This is a genomic window from Vibrio sp. 2096 (assembly GCF_033339595.1).
GTDB lineage: Bacteria > Pseudomonadota > Gammaproteobacteria > Enterobacterales > Vibrionaceae > Vibrio > Vibrio alginolyticus.
In genome coordinates this window covers 1-14,877 of record NZ_JAWOUX010000007.1, presented here as the reverse complement: position 1 = coordinate 14,877, position 14,877 = coordinate 1, and the positions used below count along the sequence as shown (strand labels likewise).

The 14,877-nt window shown below is 44.1% G+C and carries 15 protein-coding genes; 3 read left to right on the top strand and 12 right to left on the bottom strand.

Annotation, left to right across the window (positions count from 1 at the left end; translation table 11 throughout):
- Positions 1 to 36 precede the first annotated feature (36 nt).
- The 9 genes from R7Q41_RS14320 to R7Q41_RS14280 form a co-directional block, all read right to left on the bottom strand.
- On the bottom strand, positions 37 to 1,209 hold the full coding sequence (locus R7Q41_RS14320) for a tetratricopeptide repeat protein (RefSeq protein ID WP_033906228.1): 1,173 nt from the start codon (positions 1,207 to 1,209) through the stop codon (positions 37 to 39).
- Positions 1,206 to 1,826, bottom strand: a complete 621-nt coding sequence (locus R7Q41_RS14315) for an energy transducer TonB (protein ID WP_005374256.1) — start codon at positions 1,824 to 1,826, stop codon at positions 1,206 to 1,208. Before R7Q41_RS14315 ends, R7Q41_RS14320 begins: the two co-directional genes overlap by 4 nt.
- Positions 1,826 to 2,230: a biopolymer transporter ExbD gene (locus tag R7Q41_RS14310; RefSeq protein ID WP_318144542.1), complete on the bottom strand. Its 405-nt coding sequence runs from the start codon at positions 2,228 to 2,230 to the stop codon at positions 1,826 to 1,828. Before R7Q41_RS14310 ends, R7Q41_RS14315 begins: the two co-directional genes overlap by 1 nt.
- Positions 2,227 to 2,781: a MotA/TolQ/ExbB proton channel family protein gene (locus tag R7Q41_RS14305; RefSeq protein WP_017635540.1), complete on the bottom strand. Its 555-nt coding sequence runs from the start codon at positions 2,779 to 2,781 to the stop codon at positions 2,227 to 2,229. Before R7Q41_RS14305 ends, R7Q41_RS14310 begins: the two co-directional genes overlap by 4 nt.
- The gene (locus R7Q41_RS14300; RefSeq protein ID WP_054574484.1) at positions 2,781 to 4,148 is read right to left on the bottom strand and encodes a MotA/TolQ/ExbB proton channel family protein; all 1,368 of its coding nucleotides are present in this window, start codon (positions 4,146 to 4,148) and stop codon (positions 2,781 to 2,783) included. The genes R7Q41_RS14305 and R7Q41_RS14300 overlap by 1 nt, the downstream gene beginning before the upstream one ends.
- Complete coding sequence (locus tag R7Q41_RS14295; protein WP_005374260.1) at positions 4,149 to 4,916, bottom strand: DUF3450 domain-containing protein; 768 nt, start codon at positions 4,914 to 4,916, stop codon at positions 4,149 to 4,151. It lies immediately after the preceding gene.
- 74 nt (positions 4,917 to 4,990) lie between these two features.
- Positions 4,991 to 7,084 (bottom strand): TonB-dependent siderophore receptor, encoded by a 2,094-nt coding sequence (locus R7Q41_RS14290; RefSeq protein ID WP_033906225.1) that lies wholly within the window; start codon positions 7,082 to 7,084, stop codon positions 4,991 to 4,993.
- A 207-nt stretch (positions 7,085 to 7,291) separates the two neighbouring features.
- The gene (locus tag R7Q41_RS14285; protein WP_033906224.1) at positions 7,292 to 8,665 is read right to left on the bottom strand and encodes a sensor histidine kinase; all 1,374 of its coding nucleotides are present in this window, start codon (positions 8,663 to 8,665) and stop codon (positions 7,292 to 7,294) included.
- Positions 8,665 to 9,330 carry a response regulator transcription factor gene (locus R7Q41_RS14280; protein WP_005386018.1) on the bottom strand — a complete coding sequence of 222 codons (666 nt, stop codon included), beginning with the start codon at positions 9,328 to 9,330 and terminating at the stop codon, positions 8,665 to 8,667. Before R7Q41_RS14280 ends, R7Q41_RS14285 begins: the two co-directional genes overlap by 1 nt.
- Before the next feature lie 230 nt (positions 9,331 to 9,560).
- On the opposite strand from R7Q41_RS14280, the gene R7Q41_RS14275 reads away from it, so the two are divergent.
- Positions 9,561 to 10,271 (top strand): glycerophosphodiester phosphodiesterase family protein, encoded by a 711-nt coding sequence (locus tag R7Q41_RS14275; RefSeq protein WP_047102843.1) that lies wholly within the window; start codon positions 9,561 to 9,563, stop codon positions 10,269 to 10,271.
- A 35-nt stretch (positions 10,272 to 10,306) separates the two neighbouring features.
- Here the strand turns inward: R7Q41_RS14275 and R7Q41_RS14270 are convergent, their stop codons facing one another.
- Entirely contained in the window at positions 10,307 to 10,789 is a 483-nt protein-coding gene (locus R7Q41_RS14270) for a L,D-transpeptidase family protein (protein WP_005374271.1), read from the bottom strand.
- Between the two features lie 241 nt (positions 10,790 to 11,030).
- Between R7Q41_RS14270 and R7Q41_RS14265 the strand changes: the two genes are divergently transcribed.
- Together R7Q41_RS14265 and R7Q41_RS14260 are read left to right on the top strand one after the other, a co-directional pair.
- Positions 11,031 to 12,026 carry a 2-hydroxyacid dehydrogenase gene (locus tag R7Q41_RS14265; protein WP_033906222.1) on the top strand — a complete coding sequence of 332 codons (996 nt, stop codon included), beginning with the start codon at positions 11,031 to 11,033 and terminating at the stop codon, positions 12,024 to 12,026.
- 85 nt (positions 12,027 to 12,111) lie between these two features.
- Positions 12,112 to 12,468 carry a YibL family ribosome-associated protein gene (locus R7Q41_RS14260; RefSeq protein WP_005374274.1) on the top strand — a complete coding sequence of 119 codons (357 nt, stop codon included), beginning with the start codon at positions 12,112 to 12,114 and terminating at the stop codon, positions 12,466 to 12,468.
- Between the two features lie 163 nt (positions 12,469 to 12,631).
- Here the strand turns inward: R7Q41_RS14260 and R7Q41_RS14255 are convergent, their stop codons facing one another.
- Positions 12,632 to 13,663 (bottom strand): hypothetical protein, encoded by a 1,032-nt coding sequence (locus R7Q41_RS14255; RefSeq protein WP_005374275.1) that lies wholly within the window; start codon positions 13,661 to 13,663, stop codon positions 12,632 to 12,634.
- Positions 13,664 to 13,766: 103 nt separating this feature from the next.
- Complete coding sequence (locus R7Q41_RS14250; RefSeq protein WP_005374276.1) at positions 13,767 to 14,528, bottom strand: hypothetical protein; 762 nt, start codon at positions 14,526 to 14,528, stop codon at positions 13,767 to 13,769.
- Between the last annotated feature and the right edge of the window lie 349 nt (positions 14,529 to 14,877).

The window sequence follows — 14,877 nt, the reverse complement described above, 5'->3', positions numbered from 1 at the left end:
CCGAGACTGAGCTCGGGTATTTAATAAAAATGTTCGCTATGAGTCCTGCGTCGATTCTACTTTGCGTAGCTGAGATAGATACTTAACCCAACTTTTTGCCTGATTCGATGGCTTAATCTCATTCGCTCTTTTGGCATTAGCGAGCGCATCGTCAAACCGCTTAAGTTTGTAGTAAGCGCGAGTTTTGATAAGTGCAACATCCGCTTTACGACCTCTGACCTTATCGAGCGCGGCAATGGCATCTTTATAATGGCCTTCTTGCACCAACAGTTGAGAATAGTTCCAGTAATACTGCCTATCTAGCTGAGCTGCAATACGCCAGCTATCAATAGACTCTTCCCACTCTTTTGCCATTTGCCAATACGTTGCTTGCTGGGCTTTTAGCTTACTATTCGAGTTTACATCCTCTAGCTCGTTCATCACCAACGCAGCTCTCTCAGGAATACCTCGTTTCGCGTACAATTGTGCCAGCAGCTTTAAGTCATCTTGGCTAAGTTGTAACCCTTTCAGTTTTGCCAACGCCAAAGAGTCTAGGGCACGTTTGTTGTCATCAACCCGTAGGTATAGAGCAACAAGCTGACGCCACCATTCAATTCGTTCAGGTTCAATCACGATTAAGCGTTTGATGGTCGAGATTGCCGGCTTCCACTTTTTCAGTTCTAGCTCAGCAGAAAGCTTTATCGACAACGCGCCAAGCTTGTCTGGCTGACCAAACTTCTCATAACGAGCCATTGCTGAAAGCACTTTTTGCCACTGACTCAGTTGATAATGAGATTGGGAAATACGCAGCCATAGTTCATGCGCTTTTTGACCTTTAGGAATGTTTTTGCTCAAGGCATAGTAATGAGGTAAAGCCTTAGAAAAACGTTGCTCGTTCAGCAGTATATCAGCCAACATTTTTCGGGTTTGCCATGCTTGCTCATCTTGTAGCAAACCACTATTGACTGCCAACTCAAGTTGCTTAATCGCCGCTTGAGTTTGCTCGTTCTGCCAGTAAAAAATACCCAACATTCGAGCGACATAAGCTTGGTCATATCCACGAGAAAGCTCCATAGCTTCAAGAGATGAAATCGCTTCTTTTAGTTTCTCCTCCTGAGCCAAGTTGTGTGCTCGTTGAACTCTCGCTGCGGTGTATTGGCTTAACTCACTGGCAATGGTTGAGAGTGCACTCAGGCTTAATACCGTACCGATTAAGAATTTTTTCATCATTTGGCTAACTTGAACTCCACTTTAGCGGTTTGTCCGAACTGCTCAATTGACACACCATCCTCAACTTTTGGCTGATACTTCCATTTTTTAAGCGCACGGATTGCTTCCCTTTCAAACATGCGCTCGGGCTCAGCCTCGATCACTTCAATATCTTTTGGTCGTCCAGTTGCATCGATCGTGAAACGCATAATGACATAACCTTCCACTCTACGTTTCAGCGCCTTACTTGGATAGCGAGGATCAACACGATACAACGGCAGTGCTTGCTGGTTGCCCATTGTTCCCTTCAAGTTTGGGGCGCTAATCGCGATGCCTTCAAGGGCTGTGTTTAAACCTAAAGCACTGACTGGCGTCATCTGACTCATTGGTTCCATTTGAGTGTCAGCTTGAGACAGATCCATTGGCTCCGGCGCTTGAGGTGGTTCTGGTTGCTCCGGCACTGAACGTTGACGACGCTGCACGTCTGCTTCATTCTCTACCATCACCATATCAAAACGAACGGCTTCTGAAGCTTCTGGTGCACGCTGGTTGCCTTTATCAACCATCCACGCCATAAAGCTAAACAAGCTCACAGAAATTAACAGTGATGCTGGTAGTGCAAGTAACAGCCTGCCCATTAAGGTTTCTCCGCCGCCAAAGCAATGTTTTTCACACCTGCTGCCTTTGCAGCGTCCATCACTTTCACGACAGTGCCATTGTGAGCATGCTCGTCAGCTTGGATAACTAACGAGGCATCAGGCTGATCAAGTAACAGATGCTCAATAGAGGCCTCAACACGCTCAATATCAACCACTCGTTTGTCGATGTACACATCATTCGCTGCCGTTACTGCGATAAAAATGCCCGCGTCTTTTTGACTTACTACATTAGAAGCCTGAGGGCGATTCACTTCTACACCGGATTCACGTACAAACGAACTGGTCACAATGAAGAAGATCAACATGATGAAGACGATATCAAGCATCGAGGTTAAATCGACTTGAGCTTCATCTTGTTGGTTAGGTCTGCGTCCGAGTCTCACTTTTGACTCCTTAAAGATTGTTCTAACTGGATAGCTTTTCGTTCACACACTTTGCTAAGGCGAGCATGAATAAACATGCCCGCAAGCGCTGCTACCATACCTGCCATGGTTGGCAGCGTAGCAAGTGAGATACCAGAAGCCATCAATTTCGGATTGCTGCTGCCTTGCGATGCCATTACGTCAAACACCGTAATCATGCCTGTCACCGTCCCTAACAACCCTAGCATTGGGCAAACCGCCACAAGTAGCTTAATAGTCGATAGGTTTTGGCGCAGTTCGATTTGCGCTTTTGCAATCCATCCTTCACGGATTTGATGCGCGTACCAAGAGTGGTGCTCTGATCTTGCTTGCCACTGCTCACAAAGCTGTTTTTTTACCCCAGGGAAAACCGTTGTGAGATAAATAACTCGCTCCATAACCAACAGCCAGCACACCGCCACGACGGCGGCCAGCCACCATAGGATTTGACCACCTTGCTGCATAAAGCTCATCAATGTTGTGGCCCAATCCTCACTGATCAAACCCAATGTGCTGAGTAGGATCTGCTCCATTACGCTGCGTTCTCCGCTAAGGTGTTAGAGTGACTTTTGTTACTCGGCATATCACGCTCAGCTTGTTCTGCAACTAAACCGATGCCTTGTTTTTCTAAGATACTGCGAATATTTTCTGCTTGAGAGCTCAATACGTTGTGCGCTAATAGCAAAGGCATGGCTGAAACAAGGCCAAGTACGGTAGTCACAAGTGCCATTGAAATACCACCCGCCATTACTTTCGGATCACCATTACCAAATTGAGTGATGACTTGGAAGGTTTCGATCATACCCGTTACCGTGCCTAGTAGGCCAAGCATAGGAGCTAGAGCAGCAAGAAGCTTAAGCATCGACAACCCTTTTTCTAGGTGGGTTTGCTCATCAACAACAGCTTCCAAAAGACGTAGTTCTAACGCTTCTACGCTGCGATGCTTGTCTTTCTGGTATACCGCAAGCACGCGACCCAAAGGGTTGTTTCCTGGCTGCGCTGGGGTTTTCAGTTGCTTCATGATTTTCTGGCGCGAAATCATCAGTGATGCACCACGTACGAGCGCAATCAATAGGCCGATAGCCAATAAACCAAGGATTATTTTACCGACAACGCCACCCGCATTTAGGCGATCAGCCAAAGTCGGTGAGTTTGCAAGCTGTTCAAGAAGAATGCCACGTGATGGATCAATGACAAGTGCATCAATGTCACCAGAGGAAATAGTATTCGCTGTTGGACCGTTCTCAGGCTGACGAAGATAGTTTACCGCGTCTCCGCGTTGACCATTCCACTTAACGTAGCCAGTCTCATCCAGCAGCGCCATAGAACCAAGACGAACACCATTAACCGTTTGTTCACGACCTTCGCCATTTAGCAGTGTGAAAGAGACGTTTGCCATTTCACCGCTTGCTTTGATTTGTTCTTCCATGCTGCGCCACATCGCCTGAAGTTGGGTCAACGTTGGCAGTGATTTAGCCGCAACAATAGCATCGATATCTTTCTGATATGAGTTTGCATCTACACCCGTTACTGAGCTCTTGAGCTCTGACTCTAGCTCTTTTGCGTTCTGGCGAACGACGCCAAATAGCTCACCTAAGCTCCCGGTTTCTAGACGTAGCTTTTCTTCTAGCTGCGCCAGTTCCGCTTCGTTTTCACCGAAAGTAACACTTAATGAATCCGCTTCTGCTTGAAGAGCAGCTCGCTCTGCGGCCAATTTATTCTTTATAGCCTGTAGCTCTTGCTCTGTTTGCTTAAAACCTGATTCACGCGTGACATTGTGCGATTGCTGTTGACGATTTTCTTGCTGCGCCTTTTGTAACAACGCATCACTAGCAACAGTTGTATGAGGCATTAATGCGGCTGTCGAGATTAGTGCAACCGATAACCATTTTTTCATCATTTATTTGCCCTCCGCAGCGGTTAACGACACTGGCAGAGTTAACATACTCGGCGCGATCTGTTTATTCGCCATAGCGAACGCTTTATCTAGCTCTGATTTTTGCTCAGAACCCACTTGTTGCCATGCTTGTTGTTGCTGTGACCAGCTCCAAAATGTGTCACCAGATAAGCTACGCGCTACCAAAGACAAACGCCCTAAATAGAGAATGTCCGCCTCCACAGCTTCATTGTCACCTAGGTTAATCTTGCCTTGGTAAACGCCAAGCTTGGTGCCGTAATCCATTTCAATTTGGTACGCTTCTAAAATACGACGAAACTTCTCTGCATCCGCAACGTCTGCACGCGTCATCATGGAATCCAGCTTTGCAATTCGCTCCTCACGTTGCGCTTTGCGTATAGGCTTGTCGTTAGCGACGAGCACTTTTAAGCCCTCAAGCATGTGATACATCAAAGGCACGACACCTTGACGAGTTTGAGCAATCTGCTCAATTTGCTCGTTCAAGCTATCAACTTCTTGATTTTGACTTTCAACAAGGCTTGCAAGATGATCGCGATAAATCTTCAAGTTACCGACTTCCTCTTGCAGCTGCTCAATTTCAGCTTCTAGAGTAAGTGATTTTTCTGCGCTTGCATCAATACGTTTTTGGCTTACCGCCGACGACTGGTTTGTTTTACTCTGCACAGCTTGTGCATCGTTTAAGTTCGCCGCGTGAGCGGGAATCAAAACCGATGATATCAACAGAGCGATACTTGATTTCATTAGATTCATACGAGTTATATTTCTGTGTTCCAAAAACGACCAAAGGGGAAGACTACCCTTCCCCTTTAATAATCAAATTGTTATCAGTACTTGAACTGGATTGTTGCCATGTAGTTGCGGCTTTCTCCAACCACAACCCCACTCGCACCTTTTTGCTCGCCATTCGTGCTACCACCACCTGCGAAGTAGTCGGTATCGAATAAATTCTCGACATTGAATCGAGCAATAATATCCAAGTTTTCATCGTACTTATGTTTGTATGACACGCCCATATCAACGCGAGCGTAGCCATCTTTCTTGAAGGTGTTCTGTGCATCACCGTAGCGATCACCTTCATAAATCAAACCAAGGTTTAAGTTAGTGTTGTCTTGAACCTTGTAGCTAGACCATAGACTTGCCGAGAACTCTGGCACGTCTACAGGGCGGTTACCTTCATATCTTTCTGCCTTCTTAAGCTCTGCATCCAAATACATTGCAGAAGCGGTTAGCGACAACTCTGGGGTCACAAAACCTTGAGCCATTAACTCAGCGCCTTTGTGAACTTGCTCACCACCTTGCGTTTTCTTGTGTAGGAGATTGCCGCCCGCGTCTTTGCCGCTTTCAACATCCAGCGAGATGTTCTCTAACGTGATATCAAACACAGCACCAGATACAAATAAACGCTGATCAAACAGTTCCCACTTCGTACCGATTTCATAAGAGATACCACGCTCAGCGTCGAGTTTCTCACCTTCATTGATGTAGGTACGACTACCGTTGCTGACTTCACCTTGAGGCATGAAGCTTTCAGAATACTGAACGTAAACCGAGCCATTCGTCGATGGGTGGAAAATGACACCAAATTTTGGAGAAACCTGGTTTTCGGTCAGTTCATCATCACGCTTTTCGTCATAACGAACACCTGCAAGCACTTGCCAGTAATCATTAATCGTCATCATATTTTGCGCGTAGATACCCCAAGTATCGTACTCAGCAGTTGGTGATTTCTTCGAACTACGATAGCTAGGCTTAGGCACCGTTTCTCCTGGCGCAATACTCGCCTCATTATGAAATGCCATAAAGCGATCATAACTGTAATCTAAGTAGTTAGCGCCCACTAACAACGTGTTTTCCGTACCGAACAAAGTAAAGTCCGTCGTCACATCTATATATGCAGTATCAAATACCCAATTATCGGAGCGATCGTTGCCTCGATGCTTAATCGTATTTAACTCTTCATACTGATCAAACTTAGGGTAAGACTCTACATCAAAACGCTTAAAGTCTTGGCGGTTGTAACCTGCTTTTACGTTCACGTTATCCGTGACTTGCGCATTAATATCGACACCGTAGTTTTCTACTTCGTTATCAATTTCAGACCACTGCGCATCCCAAATGTACTTATCACCGCGAACCGCTTTGCCATCAACAATGTATGCGCCAGAGTCCACGCTACCATCGTCTTTCGTGCGATCGTAATGAGCCGATACCATAAAGTTGTCTGTGATATCGTACTCAACCACTAGGCCAGCTACCGTACGATCTGTTTTAGGCTCAGTGCCATCACCGTACCTGCGCCAAGAGCCGTAGCTTTCTTTGGCAAAAATTGCGCGCGCTCGCAGTGTCTCTGCATCATTTAGCGCGCCGCTCACATCAAGCACAGTGCGTGAGTGATCATTCGAACCTAGATCTTGGCTCAAACTTGCTTGTGTTTGAGTTGTTGGTTTTTTCGAAACCATGTTTACCAAGCCACCCGGCTCAGATTTACCGTATAGCAGACCTGATGGACCTTTAAGCACTTCAACACGCTCTAAAAGCTCAATTGGCTGACGGTAGTGTGACCAGTGTTGACGGCCATCACGAAGAAAACCGTCTGAACTGCTAAGTTCAAAACCACGTAGAGAGAAACGTTCGCGGTTACGGCTTGTACCACCCGCGCTAACACTTGCATCGTTACGTAGCACTTCACCAAGTGTACTTGCACGCTGCTCATCAATTACCGTTTCATCGATAACCGCTACTTGTCCCGGCGTTTCCAGCTGCGTCATTTCCATGCGCATTGCTGTACTGTTTGTATCCGCCTTGTAGCCGAACTCTCGACCTTCTACAATTACATGTTCGTCTGTTTGAACTTCCGCCACTGCAGGTGTTGCTAACACTGCACCGATCACTAACGCCAAATGGCTCTTAGTAAACATATCCTTTCACTCCGATTATTATTTTTCGGGTCACATACTTGTTGAATGCGATTCCCTCTTAATTATTTCGCGGGTGAATATAAGTGATAAGTATTACCATTTGCATTAAATTTACATTCTTTGCATTTGCAAACTTTTGTAAAGTACTCTCTGATGATGCGCCATGATAATGTGATGTTAATCACAAAAATTACGACTTAATCATACTTATTGCTTGAACACTAAAGTAACCCTCAGACCACCTTGCTCACGGTTTTTCGCCGTAACTGCTCCACCCATAATACGCATGGATTCTTTGACAATCGCAAGACCTAAACCGTAGCCACCAAGCTTTTTATCTCTAGAAGCATCTAAGCGTGTAAACGGATCAAAAATATCGACCAGCTTGTTATCTGGAATACCAGGCCCATCATCAGATACTGACATGATGGTGAACTGCTGCCCTTCTTTGACATAATTTTCCAGAGAAACTTCTATCTGAGATGCTGGTCCTGAATATTTAATGGCATTACCAATAAGATTGTTCAAACAACGAATGACCAGCGTTTCTTCACAAATGGCTTTAGCACATACAGCTTCTGAGCGGAAAGACAACGTCTGTTCTGACTTCAAATCTATTTTGCAACGTTCTACTTGCGGGGAGAGCAAAACTTCTAAATCACAGCGTTTCGTGGCTTTGTCGAAGCGCGCATTTTCCAAGCGACTGAACTCCAATATATCGCTGATCAAATGGTTTAGCTCTTTTGCTTCATCTTCTAGCCTTGTCACTAGGCTTTGCTCACTTTCTCCAACACGCTTTCGCAAAAGATGCAGAACCAAGTTCTGCCTCGCTAACGGCGTTCTCAATTCGTGAGAGACATCTCTTATAAGCAGTCGCTGCTTTTCAGCGAGAGAATGAATCTGTTGCGTCATGTGATCGAAGTCTTGCGCTAACTCGTTAAACTCACGCGTGCTCGACTTCAGCTCTTTCACGACACTGACATTAAAATCGCCATTAGATAGCTTTTTGCTTGCTTCTCTCAATCGATCCAATGGTTGCTGTAAGTTACGTGCCATTAGCAGCGAAAAGAGCGCCAAAATAACCACTGCAATCACGACTTTGAGAATAGAGAAATACAGAATGAAGTCATTTGCAGGGTGCAGTCGATGTGGCAATTGAATCACTAAAGTATTGCCATGAACTAAAGGAATATTGATGATGGGGCGATTCACTTTCCCCTCAAGTTGATCATCAATGCTTCTCTTAAATTGAAGTTTGAACTCGAAGTGCGGATGCATCAGACGGTGCGTAACTGGTTGCTGATGTTCATTCAACACAAATAAATAAAAGTTTTGCGCATTTGCCCAGTCAGCAAGTTCGTCCATGTCTCCGTGCTCAATCAATACGTTAGCTTGATGTGCAAGGTCTAGCATTTCTTCTCGCACACTATCGGGCACTTTCAACATGGCTTTCACCAAAGCTTGTTCCGCTAAGGATTGCACGACCAAAATGCTAATGACAATTGCGGTCATGCAACTAAATAACTTGAACGCTAAGCTGTCTTTACGTTTTGCAATAAAAGGTGGACACCGGAGCTTCATTAACGGTTTACAGCCTCTAAATAACTGTAACCTTTGCCACGGAAGGTTTTGATATGTTGCTTGGAAAGCCCCGCCTCAACTAACTTGCGACGTATGTTACTGATGTGCATATCAAGGTTGCGATCAAAAGGACTCAGCTCTTTCTTTAACACTTCAGTTTGAAGCTCTGCTTTTGAAATCACGACTCCTTGGTTTTTTACCAAGTAGCTCAATAGTTCAGCTTCCGTACTTGTGAGGGGTAAGCTATTAAGCTGGTCACTGATCGTTTGAACGGTACTACACATCGTCTGACGTTGACGTTCCAAGCCAACACGACGAAGAATCGCTTTGATGCGCATTAGAAGCTCAGCGACATTAAAAGGCTTTCCGATATACTGATCGGCCCCCGCTTGGTAACCATCAAGCATCGAGTTTTCATCGTTGAGAGCGGTAAGCATTAGAATAGGTGTCGCGAAGCGCTGACAGATCCTACGAGCAACTTGCATGCCGTTAAGGTTTGGTAACATGACATCAAGCAATACAAGATCTACAGGCGTTTTTTCCATATATTGCAGCGCACTTTCACCGCAATGCACAGAAGATACGATGTAGCCCTCCTCTTGCAAAACCGCTTCTAACAGCTCACACAAAGGAACGTCATCATCGACTATCAAAACTCGTGACATTACCACTCACCATTCAAATAAAAATGGTTCGCATTTTATTACTCATTTACCAATTAAACAACTACACACTCTAAGGCTTTAAGTCCACAGGACTCAGTCCAAGAAGCAGCAACGTACCATTAGAGTTTAATGTTCACTTTTACTAAAGGTTCCTAACAATATGCACCTAGATATATCTTCATAGAAAAAACGAGTACAATCTGGCAACCGCAAAGCAAAAGATAAAGCGAATGGAAACGTTATTAATTGGTCACCGTGGCGTGGCAGGTTCATACCCTGAGAATACAAAAATAAGCATTCAGGCAGCCATTGACCTGGGGTTGAAGTGGGTGGAAGTGGATATACAACCTACCAAAGATAATGTTTTAGTGGTTTGCCATGATCATACCGTCAATCGATGCAGCAATGGACAAGGGCGTGTTGATGAGCTCACCCTGGAAGAGTTAAAAGCATTAGATTTCGGTAGTTGGTTTAGCACAGACTTTTCAGGCGAGAAGATCTTGACACTAGATGAACTGCTCACTTTAGCTACTGAGAATAAGCTTAACTTGAATATTGAAGTTAAAGTAGACAACCATCCAGCGGAAGAAGTGGCGCAGACTCTAGCCAATGCGTTAGCAAAAAGTCCAATGCCGCAAGAGAATGTACTCCTATCCAGCTTTAGTCATGACGTCATTAGAGCGATGCACAAATACTGCAGTGGCTACCGATTGGGTGTGTTAAGTGAATTCTTTACGAGAAAAGATAAACGCCTTTTGGAAGAAGTTAGTGCCTATAGCTGCAACCTAAACATTAACTGGGTTCGCACTCGCCAGATAAACAAACTCCAACAAGCCGGTTACAAAGTGATGTGCTATACGGTGAACAATCCAAATAAACTGAAATACCTGCCTCAGTTAGACGGTATTTTTAGTGATCATCCACAGCGCTTTATGCCATAGCCTATAAGAGCCAGAACATTAAAGGGGACCTTTTATTACCACTCAATCTGAATTGGTGTCCCCATCTCGACAAGCTGGATAAATTCGTCCATCTCCTCGTTGGTAATCGCAATACACCCATTAGTCCAATCAAAACTTTGGATGTAAATCGGCAACTGACTCTCACCGTTTTTTAAGCCATGAATTTTGATGTTCCCTCCAGGGGACACACCTCGGCGCTTCGCTTCCAACGTATCAATCGCATCAGGGTAACTGATATGCACAGAACGATAAAAAGCAGAGTCCTCTATAACATAATCTAGAGTGTATTCGCCCTCTGGCGTGCGATTGTCTCCCTCTTCTTGTTTATGTCCTTGCGGGTTCGCTCCTAAAGCAATTCGGTATTCTTTTAGCACTGCTCCTTGTTCCATCAAATACATTCGACGCTTAGACTTGTCGACTTTAACAAGGTCAACAGCTGCGTGAGTGCCCGAAGCAAACACACAACACAAGAACATAGAGAACCATTTTACTGACATTGTCGTAACGCCTAAGCTAATAAAGTGAACAAGAAAAGAGCGATAATGCTAGTCAGTTAATGCTCGTAAAGCAAACAGTATCTAATGCGGAACCGTAAGATAGCACTCGCTGAAAGGCGTTCTTCTTATCGTTATTTGATACAACAAAGTCAAAAAGAAGATTTCTCTATTCATTGCGGCTAAGTTGCATTACTTTATAAGCATATTTATTTATAAAGTCCGTACTTTTTGAGAGGGAACCATGATTAACATTGCTTTTTTTAGTGCAAAATCCTACGACGAAGCCTCTTTTAATAAAATTAAAAATAACCGCGATTTTGAATTTCACTATCACGACTTCCGACTAACCGAAAAAACAGCCAAGATGGCGCACGGCAGTGATGTCGTATGTGCGTTTGTTAATGATGATCTTTCAGCTCCTGTCCTTAAACAGCTTTCTCTGGGCGGGACCAAGCTTATTGCTATGCGCTGCGCGGGATTTGATAAAGTTGATCAACAAGCAGCCAAAGAACTAGGTTTACAAGTGGTTCGAGTTCCTGCTTACTCACCAGAGGCAGTGGCAGAGCACACGGTTGGTTTAATGATGTGCCTAAACCGCCGTCTTCACAAGGCCTACCAACGGACACGTGACGCCAACTTCTCGCTAGAAGGTCTTGTTGGCTTTAACTTTTTCGGAAAAACCGTTGGTGTTATTGGTACGGGTAAGATTGGTATCGCGACGATGCGTATCTTCAAAGGGCTTGGCATGGAGCTGCTTTGCTACGACCCCTACGAAAACCCATTAGCGCTAGAAATGGGAGCCCGTTACTGTTCGCTTGAAGAAATCTACGCTAATGCGGATGTTATCTCTCTCCATTGCCCAATGAGTGAAGAAAACTATCACTTATTGAACGAAAAAGCCTTCGCGCAAATGAAAGATGGTGTAATGATCATTAACACCAGTCGAGGCGAGTTGCTAGATTCACTAGCGGCGATAGAAGCGTTGAAACAAGGTAAGATTGGTGCGCTTGGCCTAGACGTGTATGACAATGAAAAAGACTTATTCTTCCAAGATAAATCTAACGATGTCATTGTCGATGATGTTTTCCGCCGTTTATCGGCTTGTCATAACGTGCTGTTTACTGGCCACCAAGCATTCTTGACTCACGAAGCACTTAATAATATTGCCTCTGTGACGCTTGATAACGTCGAAGCCTTTTTCTCTGGTAACGTATCGGGCAATGAACTGATTAACTAAAGCCAGACAATCGAGAAGTATAGTAGAGCGTGTGATCTCAGCTATGCTATACTTCTCGACTATTTAAAATTTGAGCCAAATTACCATGAGCATAAAAACTGATATTCAAAAGCTGCACAACCGTTTAGATACATGCCAACGTAAACTTGATGCGGCACGTTCTCGTGGTGATCACGAAATGATTACAAAGTTCACGGATGAAGTAGAACAGCTTACCAAAAAGCTTAACCAGTTAAAGCACAAGCAAAACTATGAGCTGAACAAAGAACGTAAAAGCTTACTTGATATGCCTTTCTCTCGTGAAATCACCAAAGCAGAACAAGCGGACATCGGCAAACTGAAAAAACGCGTACGCGGCTTAGTAATCGTTCACCCATTAACAAAAGTTGGTAAAGAACTTCGCCTTGATGTGATGACAGGCTTTGCGCCAAAAGAGTTTTAAAACTCGCATTAACATTTATGGAGCCCAAGCATTTGCTTGGGCTTTTTATTTTGTACTGCTTCATTAGATTTCATCGAAATATCAATCCATAAGCTATTAAAAAGGTCAGCGACAAAAGCCACTGACCTATTTCGACCAATATCGTCCGCATTACATCTCAACGTTACGACAGTTGCTGCAACTTGTGCTCCACAACGGGATCATTCGGAACCAACTGCTGAGCGACTTCCAAAAGCTGTACCGCATCTTGCGGGTTGTCATACTCATGCTTAAGTGCAATATCAACAAGTGGCTGAATATCGATTTGCGCTTGATGCTCCTTCACATGTTCTTTCTTTTCTTCAATTAGTACATTATGAGCAGTGCTCAGTAAGTTTAAACGATGCTGTGAGCTCGCATTCGCCTTGTTAAGGCACTGATAGTAATCTTCTTTTAAGCGCAGCGTTTTGGTCTGATGACGAAACTGCGCTATATCTATCTTCTGATAACGTATAAAGTCTACGGCCACTTGCTTATAAAAACCGAATTTATTCAAATACGTCGCGTGGGTACCATGTCCCATCCCGAAGACTCTTAAGTGAGTGAGCTCTGGGTAGCGTTTGGCGTGAAGGCGGTCGATTTCATTAGTTGGATCATAAATGATATAGCCTTTTGCATCGCCAAGGTCGAGGTCGTGATACTTTCCTTCCCAATCAAATTGTTGGGCAAGTTCAGTACTTGGCCTATCATCCCATGGCACCAAAACTTTGTTTTTTGTGCTGACCGGGTGAAACATCAATACTTGATCCAACTTTAATAGATTAGAAAAGGCACCAATAGCAAAACCACCGCGGCTAAGTCCATAGCCTAAACGACATTCAAAGGGCTCAAGTAAAGTCGACAGTTGCTCTAGAAAGAAAATCAAATTACGGCTGCGAAACCAGTTACTTTTCCCAAGATGCTGAAATGAAATAATATTTACTTTTTGTTTCTGGGCTAAGCGGTAACCCCAAGGCGCAAAGTCTGAGTGTAAGTCCTGTACTTGTAGATTCGTACCAGCAGGGGAAAAGGTGAACAACAACGGTTTATTGCGGTCGACAAACTCATACTTAACAAATACATCATCAAGTAAGTCCTCCCCGGACATCGGTAGCCTGGTTTGCTGTTCTTCACGAGAAAGAGCCAGCCATTCATCCAACCAGTACAGTAACTTCATTAATCCTCCATCTAAATTGCGCCTAGCAATTGTGTTAAAAATCTAGTTTTTAGTGTGTGATCATCTCCCCCTGGTTACAGGGGACTCTGATATCAGTCCTCTTTTAAAACAAAGCGTGAATTTGCTTATTAAATTGGTCAATATCTAAGGTTTGATGGCGAACAAACTCCTGCGCCACCAGATTAAAAAATTCTAATTTATCTAATTGTGTGGATTGAGTGCCGTGTCCCATACCGACGACTTTTAAATGGGTAAGCTCTGGATAACGTTCAGCATGAAGACGATCAATGCGATTGGATGGGTCATAAATAATATAACCTTTGGCATTGCCCAAATCTCGATCATGGTAGCCGCTTTCCCAAGCAAACTGCTGAGCAAGCTCAGTACTCGGCCGATCATCCCAAGGCACTAACGCTTTATTTTTAGTGCTAACAGGATAAAACAACAAAAGATGTTCTAGTTTCAGCAAGTTAGCGAACGCGCCAATTGCAAAGCCACCTCGACTTTGCCCATAACCCAAACGACATTTGAAGGGATGAAGCAACTCAGATAGCTGCTCCAGAAAGAAAATCAAATTCCGACTACGGAACCAATTACTTTGTCCTAAATGTTGAAAGGCAATAATGTTTACTTGTTGTTGTATTCCGAGCTCGTAGCCCCAAGGAGAAAAATCCGGAGTTAAATCTTGTACCTGCACATCAGTACCGGAAGGAGAAAATGTAAACAACAATGGCTTGTTAAGATCGACGAGTTCATACTTCACAAACACATCATCAAGTAAATCGTAGCCAGAGATAGGTAAAGCCATCTCTTGTTCTTGTTGAGTAAGAGCTTGCCATTCATCTAACCAGTAAAGTAGCTTCATTTTTTCTCCAAGTGCATCCGCAGTATTTAGACTGGAACTCTATCAAAATGCGTTTAAGCATCCCACGTTGAGACTTAAGAAAGCTCTATTTGAAGCCCAAATGAGACGTATGGAAATGTCTTCGATTGAAGGTATTACTGCGTAAACTAAACCCAAAGTAGGTACGCAAAAACTTGGAGAAAGAGCTAGAGAAAAATCAATTAGAAGTTTCGATAACAGCGGTTAAAAAACAGCAGATACAAAAAAACCGCTGTAAGAACAGCGGTTTTTTTTAAAAGTGGCGGAGAGATAGGGATTTGAACCCTAGATACGCTATTAACGTATGCCGGTTTTCAAGACCGGTGCTTTC

Bases quoted from the DNA above. Each gene is read 5' to 3' on its own strand.
- R7Q41_RS14270 (WP_005374271.1), bottom strand. From the start codon at position 10,789: ATGTCAGTAAAATGGTTCTCTATGTTCTTGTGTTGTGTGTTTGCTTCG.
- R7Q41_RS14295 (WP_005374260.1), bottom strand. From the start codon at position 4,916: ATGAATCTAATGAAATCAAGTATCGCTCTGTTGATATCATCGGTTTTG.
- R7Q41_RS14300 (WP_054574484.1), bottom strand. From the start codon at position 4,148: ATGATGAAAAAATGGTTATCGGTTGCACTAATCTCGACAGCCGCATTA.
- R7Q41_RS14255 (WP_005374275.1), bottom strand. From the start codon at position 13,663: ATGAAGTTACTGTACTGGTTGGATGAATGGCTGGCTCTTTCTCGTGAA.
- R7Q41_RS14320 (WP_033906228.1), bottom strand. From the start codon at position 1,209: ATGATGAAAAAATTCTTAATCGGTACGGTATTAAGCCTGAGTGCACTC.
- R7Q41_RS14305 (WP_017635540.1), bottom strand. From the start codon at position 2,781: ATGGAGCAGATCCTACTCAGCACATTGGGTTTGATCAGTGAGGATTGG.
- R7Q41_RS14275 (WP_047102843.1), top strand. From the start codon at position 9,561: ATGGAAACGTTATTAATTGGTCACCGTGGCGTGGCAGGTTCATACCCT.
- R7Q41_RS14265 (WP_033906222.1), top strand. From the start codon at position 11,031: ATGATTAACATTGCTTTTTTTAGTGCAAAATCCTACGACGAAGCCTCT.
- R7Q41_RS14250 (WP_005374276.1), bottom strand. From the start codon at position 14,528: ATGAAGCTACTTTACTGGTTAGATGAATGGCAAGCTCTTACTCAACAA.
- R7Q41_RS14285 (WP_033906224.1), bottom strand. From the start codon at position 8,665: ATGAAGCTCCGGTGTCCACCTTTTATTGCAAAACGTAAAGACAGCTTA.
- R7Q41_RS14290 (WP_033906225.1), bottom strand. From the start codon at position 7,084: ATGTTTACTAAGAGCCATTTGGCGTTAGTGATCGGTGCAGTGTTAGCA.
- R7Q41_RS14260 (WP_005374274.1), top strand. From the start codon at position 12,112: ATGAGCATAAAAACTGATATTCAAAAGCTGCACAACCGTTTAGATACA.
- R7Q41_RS14280 (WP_005386018.1), bottom strand. From the start codon at position 9,330: ATGTCACGAGTTTTGATAGTCGATGATGACGTTCCTTTGTGTGAGCTG.
- R7Q41_RS14315 (WP_005374256.1), bottom strand. From the start codon at position 1,826: ATGGGCAGGCTGTTACTTGCACTACCAGCATCACTGTTAATTTCTGTG.